This window comes from Pseudomonas sp. PKS, assembly GCF_051913525.1.
Taxonomy (GTDB): Bacteria; Pseudomonadota; Gammaproteobacteria; order Pseudomonadales; family Pseudomonadaceae; genus Aquipseudomonas; species Aquipseudomonas guariconensis_D.
Genome location: NZ_JBEGDO010000015.1, coordinates 17431 through 32253, shown reverse-complemented (window position 1 = coordinate 32253; position 14823 = coordinate 17431). Strand labels below are relative to the sequence as shown.

Here is a 14823-nt window from a genome sequence, read left to right as displayed (position 1 = left end):
CACGCCTCGGGGCTGGGCTGCAACATGGCTTGCCGTTGATTGGCGCAGGCCTCGCGTCGGCGGCCGCTTATCTCTGGCTACCGCAGTACGCGGCGCTGGGCGTGCTGATGGCCAGTATGCTGGGGGCTTGGTACTGGATCGAACACCGGCAGAACCAGGCCATTCGCCGGACCTTGGCCGAGCATCCCAAGGCGTTCACCAGCCCGCTGGTGGCCCTGACCTACAGCGACAATCCCGGCCTGCAAGGGCAGTTGGACCTGGCCATCATCAGCGAAGAGGCTCGCCTGCAGACGGCCCTGACCCGTCTGGTGGATGCCGGGGTCGGGGTCAAGTCGCGGGCAGCGGAGTCGGCCGGTTTGTCCGATGCCCAGGCGCAGATGCTCGATCGCCAGCGCAGCGAGACCGACCAGTCGGCCACCGCCATCGCACAGATGGCCGCAACCATCCAGCAGGTTACCCACAACGTGCAGAGCACTGCTCACGCTGCCAGCGATGCCGATCATCTGGCCCAGCAAGGCAGTGAGCTGGCGCAACAGAGCCTCAAGGCCATGGGCAGCATGAGCGATGCGGTCAACGACATCGGGCAGGCGGTCAATGCGCTGGCCGAGCAGACCCAGTCGATCGGCAGCGTGGTGGATGTGATCACCTCCATTGCCGAGCAGACCAACCTGCTGGCGCTCAACGCGGCGATCGAGGCCGCGCGGGCGGGCGAGCAGGGGCGCGGGTTCGCGGTCGTCGCCGATGAAGTACGCTCCCTGGCCCAGCGCACCCGTGCCTCAACCGACGAAATCCATCACATCATCGCCTCGCTGCGTTCGGGCGCCGAGCGGGCGGTCACCACCGCCAACCGCGGCGAGCAGATTTCCCGAGACAGCGTGCACAGCGTCGAGGCGGTCCAGGAGGCGTTGTCCGGTATCGTCCAGGCGGTCAGCCGTATCACTGGCATGAGCCAGCAGATGGCGACCGCCTCGGAGCAGCAGAGCCATGTCGCCGAGGACATCAACCAGCAGATCGTGCGTATCGCCCACCTGTGCGACGAGAGCGCCGGGCAGGCCAAACAGGGTGCTCAGATCAGCCAGGACCTCGAGCGCATGGCCGAGTACCTGCACAGCCTGGCCGAACGATTCAATCGCTGAAGATTCACCTCTCCCACAGGGATGTGGGGGCTTTTCCGAGCGGCTGTGGCACACTGCGCCGGGTAAGGAGAAGCCGATGTCCAGACCCCGCTGCGAACGCTGCCAGCGTCCGCTCGATCACTGCCTTTGCCCATTGATTCCCTGTCTCGACAGCAGGACCCGCGTGGTCCTGCTGCAGCATCCCAGCGAAGTGTCCCATGCTTTGAACACCGCACGCCTGGCCGCGCTTGGCCTGGTGAACGCAGAACTGCGGGTGGGCGAGGTGTTCGATGACCTGCAGGCGCTGCTCGCCACGCCCGGGTACCGGCCGGTGCTGTTGTTCCCAGGGGAGCAGGCGCAGGTGCTGTCGGCTTACGAGGTCGGAGACGAGATGCCGTTGCTGTTGATCGTGCCCGATGGCACTTGGCGCAAGGCACGCAAGCTGCTGTATCTCAATCCGCTGCTCGAAGCGTTGCCACGGGTGACCCTGGGCCAGGTACCGCCTTCACGCTACCGGTTGCGCAAGGCGCCGGAGCCGGGCGCCTTGTCGACCATCGAGGCCGTGGTCGAAGCCTTGAATGCCCTGGAGGGGGCAGGGCGTTTCGACGCGCTGTGCCGGCCTTTCGATGCCTTGATCGAAGGGCAGATCAAGGCCATGGGGCGGGAGACGTTCGAGCGCAATCACAGCTAGGGGCGATCAGATCTGCTCCAGCAACCACCCCCGGAACGCCCGCAGCGAGGGCAGTGCCTCGTTGCGCGGTGGATAGATCAGGTAATAGCTGCGCTGGCTGGCAAAGGCGCCCCCGGCGCTGACCAGCTCACCGCTGGCCAATTCTTCCTCCACCAGGATCCGCGGTACCAGGCCGATGCCGATGCCGGCTCGTACGGCCTGGATCAGATGTGAGGTCAGCTCGAAGCTTGGCCCCAGGCGCATGCTGCGGTGGGGCAGGCCATGGTGGGAGAACCACTCGCCCCACGCATGCGGGTTGTTGGCGACGTTGAGCAGCACCTGTTCGCTGATGCGCACCGGGTCCCAGCCCCGGACATCGTCTGCAGCCGTTGGCGGCAGGATGACCACCAGCTCCTCGGCATGCAGCCGGTGGCAGATCAGCCCCGGCAAGTCGTGGGTGGCGACACCGATGGCGGCGTCGATTTCGCTGGTGTCGAAGTTGATCGCTTCGATCCGTGAATGGATGTGCACCAGCATCCCGGGGTGCGCGGTGTAGAAGGCATGCAGGCGCGGCAGCAGCCATTTGGAGCCGAAGGTCGGCAACGTGGCCAGGCGCAAGGTGCCGACGCCCGACTGGTAGGCCAGGGCCTGCAAGGTGGCGCTGCGGATGCGCCCCAGGGCTTCGCTGAGTTCCCGTTGATACAGGCGGCCCACGTCGGTCAGCTGGACCTGGCGCCCTTCGCGGCGAAACAGCGTCAAGCCGAGCTGTTGCTCCAGCGCCTGCACCTGTCGGCTGACCGCGCTCTGGGTCAGGGACAGTTCGGCAGCGGCGCGGGTGTAGCTTTCATGCCGGGCGGCGGCCTCGAAGGCCAGCAGCAACGACATCGATGGGGTCAAGTGGCGGTAATTCATTCGCAAAACTCATCGATAGCGGCAGGAATATCCGTTTGCCCTTGTCTGGAAACTACAGGAACATTGGCACATTCGTCATCCCTGCACAGTCCATCCATGCCGGAGTGACAGGATTTCCGTGAATTTGCCTATATCAAGAGGCCATCCTTCGATGATCGCCCAGCTGTCGACCCGTGCGCCTGCCGCCCACTACCCAGAATTCCTCGAAGCGCTGCGCAACAGCGGCTTCCGTGGCCAGATCAGCGCCGACTACGGTACCCGTACCGTGCTCGCCACGGACAACTCCATCTATCAGCGCCTGCCCCAGGCGGCGGTGTTCCCGATGGACGCCGACGATGTCGCCCGGGTTGCCACCTTGATGGCCGAGCCACGGTTCCGCCAGATCAAGCTGACCCCGCGTGGTGGCGGCACCGGTACCAACGGCCAGTCGCTCACCGACGGCATCGTTGTCGACCTGTCGCGGCACATGAACAAGATCCTTGAGATCAACGTCGAGGAGCGTTGGGTCCGGGTCCAGGCCGGCACCGTCAAGGACCAGCTCAACGCTGCGCTCAAACCCCATGGGCTGTTCTTCGCCCCGGAGTTGTCCACCTCCAACCGTGCCACCGTCGGTGGCATGATCAACACAGACGCCAGCGGCCAAGGCAGCTGCACCTATGGCAAGACCCGCGACCACGTGCTTGAACTGCACAGCATCCTGCTCGGCGGTGAGCACCTGCACAGCCTGCCGATTGACGATGCCGCGCTGGAGCAGGCCTGCGCTGCGCCCGGCCGGGTCGGTGAGGTGTACCGCATGGCCCGGGAGATCCAGCAAACCCAGGGCGAGCTGATCGAGAGCACTTTCCCCAAGCTAAACCGCTGCCTGACCGGCTACGACCTGGCGCACCTGCGCGACGAACAGGGCCGTTTCAACCTCAACAGCGTGCTGTGCGGCGCCGAGGGCTCGCTGGGCTATGTGGTCGAGGCCAAGCTCAACGTGCTGCCGATTCCGAAGTACGCTGTGCTGGTGAACGTGCGCTACACCAGCTTCATGGACGCCCTGCGCGATGCCAACGCGCTGATGGCGCACAAGCCATTGTCGATCGAGACCGTCGATTCCAAGGTACTGATGCTGGCGATGCAGGACATCGTCTGGCACAGCGTCGCCGAATACTTCCCGGCCGACCCCGAGCGTCCGACCCTGGGCATCAACCTGGTCGAGTTCTGCGGTGACGAGCCGGCCGAGGTCAACGCTCGGGTCGAGGCATTCATCACTCACCTTAAGGCCGATACCAGCGTCGAGCGCCTGGGCCACACCTTGGCTGAAGGCGCCGAGGCGGTGACCAAGGTCTACACCATGCGCAAGCGCTCGGTGGGCTTGCTGGGCAACGTCGAGGGCGAGGTTCGTCCGCAGCCGTTCGTCGAAGACACTGCGGTACCGCCGGAGCAACTTGCCGACTACATCGCTGATTTCCGTGCACTGCTCGATGGTTATGGCCTGGCCTACGGCATGTTTGGCCACGTCGACGCCGGCGTGCTCCACGTGCGCCCGGCCCTGGACATGAAGGATCCGGCCCAGGCAGCGCTGGTCAAGCCGATCTCCGATGCAGTCGCCGCGTTGACCCAACGCTATGGCGGCCTGCTGTGGGGCGAGCACGGCAAGGGCCTGCGCTCGGAATACGTGCCCGAATACTTCGGCGAACTGTATCCGGCGCTACAACGCCTCAAGGGCGCTTTCGACCCGCATAACCAGCTCAACCCAGGCAAGATCTGCACCCCACCGGACAGCAGCGAAGGCCTGACCCCGGTTGATGGCGTGACCCTGCGCGGCGACCTGGACCGTACCATCGACGAGCGTGTCTGGCAGAGCTTTGGCAGCGCGGTGCACTGCAACGGTAACGGCGCCTGCTACAACTACGACCCCAACGACGCCATGTGCCCTTCCTGGAAGGCCACCCGGGAGCGTCAGCATTCGCCCAAGGGCCGCGCTTCGCTGATTCGCGAATGGCTGCGTTTGCAGGGTGAGGCGGATATCGATGTGCTCGCTGCCGCACGTGGCAAGGTGTCCTGGCTCAAGGGTTTGCCGGCACGCCTGCGCAATGCCCGCGCCCGTCAGCAGGGGCAGGAGGATTTCTCCCACGAGGTCTATGACGCCATGGCTGGCTGCCTGGCGTGTAAATCCTGTGCGGGACAGTGCCCGATCAAAGTCAACGTGCCGGACTTCCGCTCGCGCTTCCTCGAGCTGTACCACGGCCGTTACCAGCGCCCGCTGCGCGACTACCTGATCGGTTCGCTGGAGTTCACCATCCCGTATCTGGCTCACGCGCCTGGCCTGTACAACGCCGTGATGGGCTCCAAATGGGTGAGCAAGCTATTGGCCGACAAGGTCGGCATGGTCGACAGCCCATTGATCAGTCGCTTCAACTTCCAGTCGACCTTGACCCGCTGCCGCGTCGGTGTGGCGAGCGTGCCGGCTCTGCGCGAGCTGACCCCAGCCCAGCGCGAGCGCGCCATCGTGCTGGTTCAGGATGCCTTTACCCGTTACTTCGAGACGCCATTGTTGGCGGCCTTCATCGAGCTGGCGCACCGTCTGGGCCATCGGGTGTTCCTGGCGCCTTACAGCGCCAATGGCAAGCCGCTGCACGTGCAGGGCTTCTTGGGGGCCTTCGCCAAGGCGGCGATCCGCAATGCCACCCAGCTCAAGGCGCTGGCCGAATGCGGTGTACCGCTGGTAGGCCTGGACCCGGCCATGACCCTGGTGTATCGCCAGGAGTACCAGAAGGTCGATGGCCTGGAGGGCTGCCCGAAGGTACTACTGCCCCAGGAGTGGCTGATGGACGTGCTTCCGGAGCAGGCTGCCGTCGACGCTGGCAGCTTCCGCCTGATGGCCCACTGCACCGAGAAGACCAATGTGCCGGCCAGCACCCGGCAGTGGGAACAGGTGTTCGCGCGCCTGGGCCTGAAGCTGGTCACTGAGGCTACCGGTTGCTGCGGCATGTCCGGCACCTATGGCCACGAGGCGCGTAACCAGCAGACCTCGCGGACCATCTTCGAGCAGTCCTGGGCCACCAAGCTGGACAAGGAAGGAGAGCCATTGGCCACGGGGTATTCGTGCCGCAGCCAGGTCAAGCGCATGACCGAGCGCCAGATGCGCCATCCACTGGAAGTGGTGTTGCAGTACGCGCAGCGTTAGTCGTTCTGCCCTCTTCGCAGGTAACCCCGCTCCCACAAGGATCATCGCCAACCCTTGTGGGGGCGGGTTTACCCGCGAAGAAGCGGATCAGACAGCGCAGGGCTCTCAGGTTTCGTCAGCGCGCTGGCGCAGGCGTTGTGCCTGGCGGTACAGATAGAGACTCAATACCAGTCCGCAAGCCGCCGCGCCGGCGGCGAACAGAAAGATCGAAGCAAAGCCGAAGCCCGCCGCCACCGCGCCCACCAAGGGGCCGGTGATACCCAGCGACAGGTCGATGAACAGCGAATAGGCGCCCACCGCAGCCCCGCGGTTGGCGGCCGACACTTGATTGACCGCCTCCACGCCCAGCGCCGGAAACACCAGCGAAAAACCGAAGCCACTGAGGGCGGCGCCCGCCAGGGCCAGCTCCGCACTGGTCGCCTGCCATAGCATCAACAGGCCAAGGGATTCGACGGCCAGGCAGGCAATGGCCACGCGGAATCCGCCGATACGATTGATCAAGTGGCCGAACAACAAGCGGGCACCGATGAAGCAGGCACCGAACACGCTCAGGCACAGCGCTGCGTTGTTCCAGTCGCGGCTGGCGTAGTAGAGCGTGATGAAGGTGGCGATGGTGCCAAAACCGATCGAGCCCAGGGCGAGCCCCGACCCATGCGGGAAGACCTTGCCCAGGACCCGCAGGAACGGCAGTCGCACACCTGCGACGATCGGCGCGGCGCGCTTGGGCCAGGCCAGTAGAAGGCCGATGATCCCCAGCAGCATGATGCTGGTGCCCATGCTCCACAGCCCCAGGCTTTTCACCATCAGCACCCCGAGCGGTGCGCCGACGGCCAGCGCGCCGTAGCTGGCGATGCCGTTCCAGGAAATCACCTTGGCGGTGTGCTCGGCACCGACCCGGCCGATGCCCCAGCCGATGGCGCCTGAGCCGACCAGGCTTTCTGCGCTGCCCAACACCAGACGGCCAATGAGCAGGCACGCCAGGCTCAGCCAGGGCAGGTGGGTGAAGAAGCTGCTGGCCAGCATCAGCACGCCGCTCAGACCACAGCCGAGCAGCCCGTACATCACGGCCTTCTTGCTGCCGAGATTGTCGATGATGCGCCCGGCATAGGGGCGGCTGAGCAGGGTGGCCAGGTACTGCACGCTGATCACCAGCCCCGCGACAATCGCACTGAAGCCCAGGTCGTTGTGCACATAGCCAGGCAGCACGGCCAAGGGAATGCCGATGTTCAGGTAGCCGATAAAGGTGAAAAGGACGATGGAAACAACTTGCAGGGTGACCGCAAGGGGACGCGGTGAGTCGGGCATGGAGGTCTTTGGTGGGTAGAGGGTTCTGGACGGTGTGAAAACGCGATGACGGGCAAGTTCCCGCGAGTCAGCCGTTTTCACACAGTCGGGGGGATGCGCGATTTATTCCTGGTCAGCGCTGGATTGATCGTCGCCATCCTGTTCGACGGCAGGCGTCGGTTCGGTGTGGGCGGCAACGGTTAGCTCTTCGGGGTTCAGGCTTGGGAAGGGAAGATTCGGGATTTCATGCATCTCGTCGTTCCTCGCAAGTGTGAGTGAAAAGACTGCGCCAGGCGCGTGTGTGGCTTCGAAAAGCTGGGGCAGGATACAGGAGTCCGGATGACAGTTTGAGTTTTTCCGCCCTGCGGCGCGGTTTTGCGGGCGGCTATCGGACAATCCGGGAAGCTTTTTCGCAGGGTAAGCCCGCTACTGCACAGGCCTCGTGCAAGCCTTTGCAGAGCGGTCTACCCGCGAATCGGCACTTACCGGCAGACGTCGGCGATGGCAGCTGCCAGTTGTTCCAGTCGCTGCGCATCGGCCCCGGCGATGTTCGCCCGGCCTGTGCCGACCATGTACACGCTGTGCTTTTCACGCAGCAGGCGGACCTGCTCCGGGTTCAGCCCGGTGTAGGAGAACATCCCGCGTTGCGCGGCGATGTGGGCGAAGCGTTCGGCCAGGCCGTGGGGGGCCAAGGCCTTGACCAGTCCCTCGCGCAGTTCGGCGGTGCGCTGGCGCATGGCGTTCACCTCTTCGACCCAGAGGGCCTTGAGGGCCGGATCGCCGAGGATCTGCGCGACCACCGCGGCGCCATGGTCCGGGGGGGTGGACCACAGGTTGCGGGCCAGCAGCGCCAGTTGGCTGCGCACATCCAGGAGCTTTTCAGCGTCATGGCTGCAGACCAGCAGGGCGCCGGTCCGATCGCGGTACAGGCCGAAGTTCTTCGAACAACTACTGGTGATCAGCAGTTCCGGCAATTGCGCGGCGAACAGGCGAACCGCCCAGGCGTCTTCTTCCAGACCATCACCGAAACCTTGGTAGGCAAAGTCGATCAGCGGCAGCAGGTTGCGCTTGCGCACGACCTCGAGCACGGCGCGCCAATCGTCCTGGCTCAGGTCGAAACCGGTGGGGTTGTGGCAGCAGGCGTGCAGCAGCACAACGTCGCCTTCCGGGGCCTGTGCCAGAGCGGCCAGCATGCCGGCGACATCCAGGCGGTTGTCCGCACCCACGTAGGGATAATGGGACACCTTCAGCTTGGCGCCGGCAAAGATGGTCTCGTGGATCGGCCAGGTGGGATCGCTGAGCCAGATGCCACGGCCCGGCAGGCAATGGGCGATGAACTCCGCCGCCAGGCGCAGGGCGCCGGTGCCGCCAGGCGTCTGGGTGGCGCCGGCACGGTGGCTGTCGAGCAGCGGCGAGGCGCTGCCCAGGACCAGTTCGCTGACCAGGCGGCCGAACTCGGCATCGCCGTGGCCGCCCACGTAGCTCTTGGTGCCTTGACGCTCCACCAGGCGCTGCTCGGCCTGCTTGACCGCCGCGGGAATCGGGGTCAGGCCCTGGGCGTCCTTGAACACGCCCACGCCCAGGTCGAACTTGGCCGGGTTGGTGTCGCGGGCGTAGGCCTCCATCAGCCCGAGGATCGGGTCGCCGGGGACCCGGCCAATGGCCGCGAAATGCATCACTTGCGCCCTTCGGCGGTCTTGGCGACTTCGTCGGTGCGGGCGCACATGATGAAGTCGTTGCGGTGCAGGCCCTTGATCGAGTGGCTCCACCAGGTAACGGTGACCTTGCCCCACTCGGTCAGCAGACCAGGGTGGTGGCCTTCGGCTTCGGCGATTTCACCGATGGCGTTGGTAAAGGCCAGGGCGTGCTTGAAGTTCTTGAACAGGAAGACACGCTCCAGCTCCATGTGGCCGTCGCGCACTTCAATGTTCCAGTCCGGGATCTCACGGATCAGTTCGGCCAGTTCTTCGTCGGTGACTTTAGGGGCGTCGGCGCGGCAGGCTTCGCAATGGGCTTGGTTCAAGGCATTCATGGGTGTTTTTCCGATTTGAGTTGTTATCGACAAGGCAGCTCAGGCAGCCGCCTTGGGTGGAAACTTCGGCGCGTGCAGGCCCAGCTTCATGGCTTGGTGGACCATGCCCATGATGTCTTCGTGGGCCAGGTCGAACAGGCGCTTGAGGTTGGGCAGGACAAAGTACAGCGGCTGCAGGATATCGATGCGATAGGGCGTGCGCATGGCTTCGATCGGATCGAACGCCTGGTGCTCCGGCTCGCCGGACAGGCTGTAGACGGTTTCCTTGGGCGAGGAGAGGATGCCGCCGCCGTAGATCTTGCGACCTTGGGCAGTCTCCATCAGGCCGAACTCGATGGTCATCCAGTACAGGCGGGCCAGGTAGACGCGTTCTTCCTTGGTCGCCGCCAGGCCCAGCTTGCCGTAGGTATGGGTGAACTCGGCGAACCAGGGGTTGGTCAGCAGCGGGCAATGGCCGAAGATTTCATGGAAGATGTCCGGCTCCTGCAGGTAGTCCAGCTCTTCAGGGGTACGGATGAACGTGGCCACCGGGAAGCGTTTGCTGGCCAGCAGCTCGAAGAAGGTCTGGAAAGGGATCAACGCAGGGACGCGGGCGACTTGCCAGCCGGTGGTGGCGCCCAGGACCTTGTTGATTTCGCCCAGTTGCGGGATGCGGTCGTAGGGCAGCTTGAGCTGCTCGATGCCGTCGAGGTATTCCTGGCAGGCGCGGCCTTCGATCACTTTCATCTGGCGGGTGATCAGGGTGTTCCACACCGCGTGTTCCTGTTGCGGGTAGTCGATAAAACCATGCGCATCGGGCTCGCGTGCCACGTATTGCGTCTGTTTCATGTGGCTCTCCTGGTGAGGGCTTTCTTGTTATGTGCAGGACATACCTTAAGGAATATCCCCTTGCCTGAGCCTTTGCACGGGGTGTGGCGCGAGGGTGGGTCGATTCGGCACGTTGTTTCTGTAACGATAATTTTACAAAAAGGCCGGGATGCCGGAAAATCACAGGCATCGAGCTGGCCTTAGCTGGGTTTTTGTCAGCTTATCTTTACGACTTTTCCACGCGTCGCTGAAATTTCTGCGCGCCTCGGGGCTTTTCCATGCGTATCAAAGTGCATTGCCAGAACCGCATCGGCATCCTGCGGGACATCCTCAACCTGTTGGTGGAATACGGCATCAACGTGTTGCGCGGGGAGGTTGGCGGCGATCACGGCAATGCCATCTACCTGCACTGCCCGAACCTGATCAACCTGCAGTTCCAGGCGCTGCGGCCCAAGTTCGAGTCGATCGCCGGTGTGTTCGGGGTCAAGCGCGTAGGCCTGATGCCCAGCGAGCGCCGGCACATGGAGCTCAACGCCTTGCTCGGTGCGCTGGATTTCCCGGTGTTGTCGATCGACATGGGTGGCAGCATCGTCGCGGCCAACCGCAGCGCCGCCCAGTTGCTGGGGGTGCGGGTCGACGAGGTGCCGGGGCTGCCGCTGGCGCGCTATGTCGAGGACTTCGACCTACCGGAACTGGTGCGGGCCAACAAGTCGCGGATCAACGGCTTGCGCATCAAGGTCAAGGGTGATGTGTTCCTCGCCGATATCGCGCCGCTGCAATCGGAGCACGACGACAGCGAGGCGCTGGCGGGTGCGGTGCTGACCCTGCACCGGGCAGATCGTATCGGTGAGCGCATCTACAACGTGCGCAAGCAGGAGTTGCGCGGCTTCGACAGTATCTTCCAGAGCTCTCGAGTGATGGCCGCAGTGGTGCGCGAGGCGCGGCGCATGGCACCTCTGGATGCGCCGTTGCTGATCGAAGGCGAAACCGGCACCGGCAAGGAGCTGTTGGCGCGTGCCTGTCACCTGGCCAGCCCACGCGGCCAGGCGCCGCTGATGGCACTCAATTGCGCAGGCCTTCCGGAGTCGATGGCTGAGACCGAGCTGTTCGGCTATGGCCCGGGCGCTTTCGAAGGCGCCCGGGCCGAAGGCAAGCTGGGGCTGCTGGAGCTGACCGCCGGTGGCACGTTGTTCCTCGATGGGGTGGGGGAGATGAGCCCGCGCCTGCAGGTCAAGCTGCTGCGGTTCCTGCAGGATGGCTGCTTCCGCCGGGTGGGCAGTGACGAAGAGGTGTATCTCGATGTGAGGGTCATTTGCGCCACCCAGGTCGATCTCTCGGAGTTGTGCGCCCGGGGCGAGTTCCGCCAGGACCTGTATCACCGCCTCAATGTGTTGTCGCTGCACATCCCGCCGCTGCGCGAGTGCATGGATGGCCTGGACGGGCTGGTACAGCATTTTCTCGATCAGGCCAGTCGGCAGATTGGCTGTCCGATGCCGCGTCTGGCGCCAGCGGCGATGGACAAGCTCAGCCAGTATCACTGGCCAGGCAACGTGCGCCAGTTGGAGAACGTGCTGTTCCAGGCGGTGTCGTTGTGCGAGGGCGGGGTAGTGAAGGGCGAGCATATTCGCCTGCCGGACTATGGAGCGCGGCAACCGTTGGGTGAGTTTTCGTTGGAAGGGGATCTTGCGCAAATTGTCGGACGATTTGAAAAGGCCGTACTGGAATCCTTGATGACGGAATATTCCAGTAGTCGAGCGTTGGGTAAACGTCTGGGGGTTTCACATACGACAATAGCCAATAAGTTGCGCGATTATTCGCTCAACAAATCGGCGGAATGAAGTGAGAGAGATGAATTGCTCGGAAACTGAGTAAAGACAACTTTTGACACCGCGCGCCTCGGGATGTTCGAGGCGCAGCAGGCGTTACTGCCAATATCAGCCGTTGGAGCAGCCGTTGCCCATCACGCGGTACTCGAGGATGTGCTTCTGCCCTTGGGAATCCTCATAGGTCATGCGGGCTGGAACCACTTCACAGACGTTCGGGACTTCGCTCATAGAGAGCACGCGGGCGATGTCCAGATGCTGCGAGTAACTGTACTGCTCAACCGGAATCTGCTCGACATCCTTTGCAACTTCGTCGGCCATCGCCGCGCTGCAAAGACCGCCAAGTACCAATGCCAGTAACGCTTTCATTTTCAATTTACCTGTTTTAGGTCGTGAGGGGGCACGCGGCGCTTTTGGCGCCGCGAGTACAGCCAGGTCTTAACTATCGGATCAAGAGAGGGATCAACTTGCCTTCGTGGGGGCTGTTACTTGAGTTAATCGCCTTGCCGTTGTTGGCGAGATGAATTTTATGGCGGGGCAGTGCACTGAAACAGATGGTCTTTTGATAAAGTTTTTTTGCCTTTTGACAGAATCTGTAACAATCCCCTGAATCGGCCCCTCGGTTTTTTTCTTCACCACCCTGTGAGTGCTGGGGTAGAGCGGTTGTGTAAGTTTTTGTAGGGAATTCAGCGTTTCGCTACTACCAACGTCGAATGGCTTTTCGCGCTCTGGTACAGTTACAAACGATTCCATACAAAAACAACTATTACACCGAGGTAAAACAGATGAGTGCGGCTCCCCTGTATCCCGTTCGTCCCGAGGTTGCGGCCAATACCCTGACCGACGAGGCCACCTACAAGGCCATGTACCAGCAGTCGGTGATCAACCCGGACGGCTTCTGGCGCGAGCAGGCCCAGCGCCTGGACTGGATCAAGCCCTTCACCAAGGTCAAGCAGACCTCCTTCGACGATCACCATGTCGACATCAAGTGGTTCGCTGATGGCACTCTGAACGTTTCCTACAACTGCCTCGACCGTCATCTGGCCGAGCGCGGCGACCAGGTCGCCATCATTTGGGAAGGCGACGACCCGGCTGACAGCCGTAACATCACCTATCGCGAATTGCACGAGCAGGTCTGCAAGTTCGCCAACGCTCTGCGTGGTCAGGACGTGCACCGCGGCGACGTGGTGACTATCTATATGCCGATGATCCCTGAAGCCGTGGTGGCCATGCTGGCCTGTGCGCGCATCGGCGCGATCCACTCGGTGGTGTTCGGTGGCTTCTCGCCCGAGGCGCTGGCCGGGCGCATCATCGACTGCCGCTCGAAGATCGTCATCACCGCCGACGAGGGTGTACGCGGTGGCCGTCGTACCCCGCTCAAGGCCAACGTCGACCTGGCCCTGACCAACCCTGAAACCAGCAGCGTGCAAAAGATCATCGTGTGCAAGCGCACTGGCGGCGACATCGCCTGGCACCAGCACCGCGACATCTGGTACGAGGACTTGATGAAGGTCGCCTCCAGCCACTGCGCGCCGAAGGAAATGGGCGCCGAGGAGCCGCTGTTCATCCTTTATACCTCCGGTTCAACCGGCAAGCCCAAGGGTGTGCTGCACACCACCGGTGGTTACCTGGTGTACGCCGCACTGACCCATGAGCGGGTGTTCGACTACCGCCCGGGCGAGGTCTACTGGTGCACCGCCGACGTGGGTTGGGTGACCGGGCACAGCTACATCGTCTACGGCCCGCTGGCCAACGGTGCGACCACGCTGTTGTTCGAGGGCGTGCCGAACTACCCGGACATCACCCGCGTGTCGAAGATCATCGACAAGCACAAGGTCAACATTCTCTACACCGCACCGACCGCTATTCGCGCCATGATGGCCGAAGGGCAGGCCGCGGTGGCCGGTGCCGACGGCTCCAGCCTGCGCCTGCTGGGTTCGGTGGGCGAGCCGATCAACCCTGAAGCCTGGAACTGGTACTACCAGACTGTGGGCAAGGAGCGTTGCCCGATCGTCGACACCTGGTGGCAGACCGAGACCGGGGGCATCCTGATCAGCCCGCTGCCGGGCGCCACGGGCCTGAAGCCCGGCTCGGCAACCCGTCCGTTCTTCGGCGTGGTGCCGGCGCTGGTGGACAACCTGGGTAACCTGATCGAGGGCGCTGCCGAGGGCAACCTGGTGATCCTCGACTCCTGGCCGGGTCAGTCGCGTTCGTTGTATGGCGACCACGACCGCTTCGTCGACACCTACTTCAAGACCTTTCGCGGTATGTATTTCACCGGTGACGGTGCCCGCCGCGATGAGGATGGCTACTACTGGATCACCGGCCGGGTCGACGACGTGCTCAACGTCTCCGGCCACCGCATGGGTACGGCCGAGATCGAAAGCGCCATGGTGGCGCACGCCAAGGTCGCCGAGGCTGCGGTGGTGGGCGTGCCACACGACATCAAGGGGCAGGGTATCTATGTGTACGTGACCCTCAATGCTGGCGAGCAGCCGAGCGAGGCGCTGCGTCTGGAGCTTAAGAACTGGGTGCGCAAGGAGATCGGCCCGATCGCTTCGCCGGACGTGATCCAGTGGGCGCCGGGGCTGCCCAAGACCCGCTCGGGCAAAATCATGCGGCGCATCCTGCGCAAGATCGCCACGGGTGAGTACGATGCGTTGGGGGATATCTCGACGCTGGCCGATCCTGGGGTGGTGCAGCATCTGATCGACACCCACAAGTCGATGGCGTTGGCGTCGGCGTGATGGTTGTGGGGCGCTTCGCGCCCCTTTCGCTCGCGTTTTTCGAAACAACGAAACCCCGCTCGGGCAACCGGCGGGGTTTTTGCTTTACTGAGGGATGTTACCCGACATTCATCGGTAACCTTTCCTGTCACCGGATTCGCACAAAAGCGGGGCGACTCGAAACAGTTAGATACCATTGTGGTGCTGCGCGACTGGCTTTTCTTGCAAGTCGGCACGCTGGACTTGCCGGACTACAAGGCTTTGCCAATAATAGGCCCGCTT

General features: G+C 63.3%; 11 protein-coding genes and 1 pseudogene. 5 read left to right on the top strand and 7 right to left on the bottom strand.

Annotated elements, in window-relative coordinates; genetic code table 11:
- Positions 1–155: 155 nt before the first annotated feature.
- Together ABOA88_RS16045 and ABOA88_RS16040 are read left to right on the top strand one after the other, a co-directional pair.
- A pseudogene (locus tag ABOA88_RS16045) lies at positions 156–1136 on the top strand (methyl-accepting chemotaxis protein); the annotation flags it as partial.
- A gap of 76 nt (positions 1137–1212) precedes the next feature.
- The gene (locus ABOA88_RS16040) at positions 1213–1806 is read left to right on the top strand and encodes a tRNA-uridine aminocarboxypropyltransferase (RefSeq protein ID WP_196168925.1); all 594 of its coding nucleotides are present in this window, start codon (positions 1213–1215) and stop codon (positions 1804–1806) included.
- 6 nt (positions 1807–1812) lie between these two features.
- Here the strand turns inward: ABOA88_RS16040 and ABOA88_RS16035 are convergent, their stop codons facing one another.
- Entirely contained in the window at positions 1813–2697 is an 885-nt protein-coding gene (locus tag ABOA88_RS16035; RefSeq protein ID WP_367851815.1) for a LysR substrate-binding domain-containing protein, read from the bottom strand.
- A gap of 151 nt (positions 2698–2848) precedes the next feature.
- Between ABOA88_RS16035 and ydiJ the strand changes: the two genes are divergently transcribed.
- Positions 2849–5869, top strand: a complete 3021-nt coding sequence (ydiJ, locus tag ABOA88_RS16030) for a D-2-hydroxyglutarate dehydrogenase YdiJ (protein ID WP_367851816.1) — start codon at positions 2849–2851, stop codon at positions 5867–5869.
- A 105-nt stretch (positions 5870–5974) separates the two neighbouring features.
- Here the strand turns inward: ydiJ and ABOA88_RS16025 are convergent, their stop codons facing one another.
- The 5 genes from ABOA88_RS16025 to phhA form a co-directional block, all read right to left on the bottom strand.
- Positions 5975–7174 carry an MFS transporter gene (locus tag ABOA88_RS16025; RefSeq protein WP_196168928.1) on the bottom strand — a complete coding sequence of 400 codons (1200 nt, stop codon included), beginning with the start codon at positions 7172–7174 and terminating at the stop codon, positions 5975–5977.
- A gap of 102 nt (positions 7175–7276) precedes the next feature.
- Positions 7277–7405 carry a hypothetical protein gene (locus tag ABOA88_RS16020; protein WP_268866950.1) on the bottom strand — a complete coding sequence of 43 codons (129 nt, stop codon included), beginning with the start codon at positions 7403–7405 and terminating at the stop codon, positions 7277–7279.
- 230 nt (positions 7406–7635) lie between these two features.
- Complete coding sequence (locus ABOA88_RS16015) at positions 7636–8832, bottom strand: amino acid aminotransferase (protein WP_367851817.1); 1197 nt, start codon at positions 8830–8832, stop codon at positions 7636–7638.
- Positions 8829–9185: a 4a-hydroxytetrahydrobiopterin dehydratase gene (locus ABOA88_RS16010; RefSeq protein ID WP_028691075.1), complete on the bottom strand. Its 357-nt coding sequence runs from the start codon at positions 9183–9185 to the stop codon at positions 8829–8831. Before ABOA88_RS16010 ends, ABOA88_RS16015 begins: the two co-directional genes overlap by 4 nt.
- A gap of 39 nt (positions 9186–9224) precedes the next feature.
- Positions 9225–10013 carry a phenylalanine 4-monooxygenase gene (gene phhA, locus ABOA88_RS16005; RefSeq protein ID WP_196168930.1) on the bottom strand — a complete coding sequence of 263 codons (789 nt, stop codon included), beginning with the start codon at positions 10011–10013 and terminating at the stop codon, positions 9225–9227.
- 257 nt (positions 10014–10270) lie between these two features.
- Here phhA and ABOA88_RS16000 point away from each other — a divergent pair, with 257 nt between their 5' ends.
- The gene (locus ABOA88_RS16000) at positions 10271–11830 is read left to right on the top strand and encodes a sigma-54-dependent transcriptional regulator (protein WP_070093217.1); all 1560 of its coding nucleotides are present in this window, start codon (positions 10271–10273) and stop codon (positions 11828–11830) included.
- A gap of 96 nt (positions 11831–11926) precedes the next feature.
- Here the strand turns inward: ABOA88_RS16000 and ABOA88_RS15995 are convergent, their stop codons facing one another.
- Entirely contained in the window at positions 11927–12184 is a 258-nt protein-coding gene (locus ABOA88_RS15995; RefSeq protein ID WP_043209383.1) for a DUF2790 domain-containing protein, read from the bottom strand.
- A gap of 416 nt (positions 12185–12600) precedes the next feature.
- Here ABOA88_RS15995 and acs point away from each other — a divergent pair, with 416 nt between their 5' ends.
- On the top strand, positions 12601–14562 hold the full coding sequence (gene acs, locus ABOA88_RS15990) for an acetate--CoA ligase (protein WP_367851818.1): 1962 nt from the start codon (positions 12601–12603) through the stop codon (positions 14560–14562).
- The last annotated feature ends 261 nt before the right edge of the window (positions 14563–14823 follow it).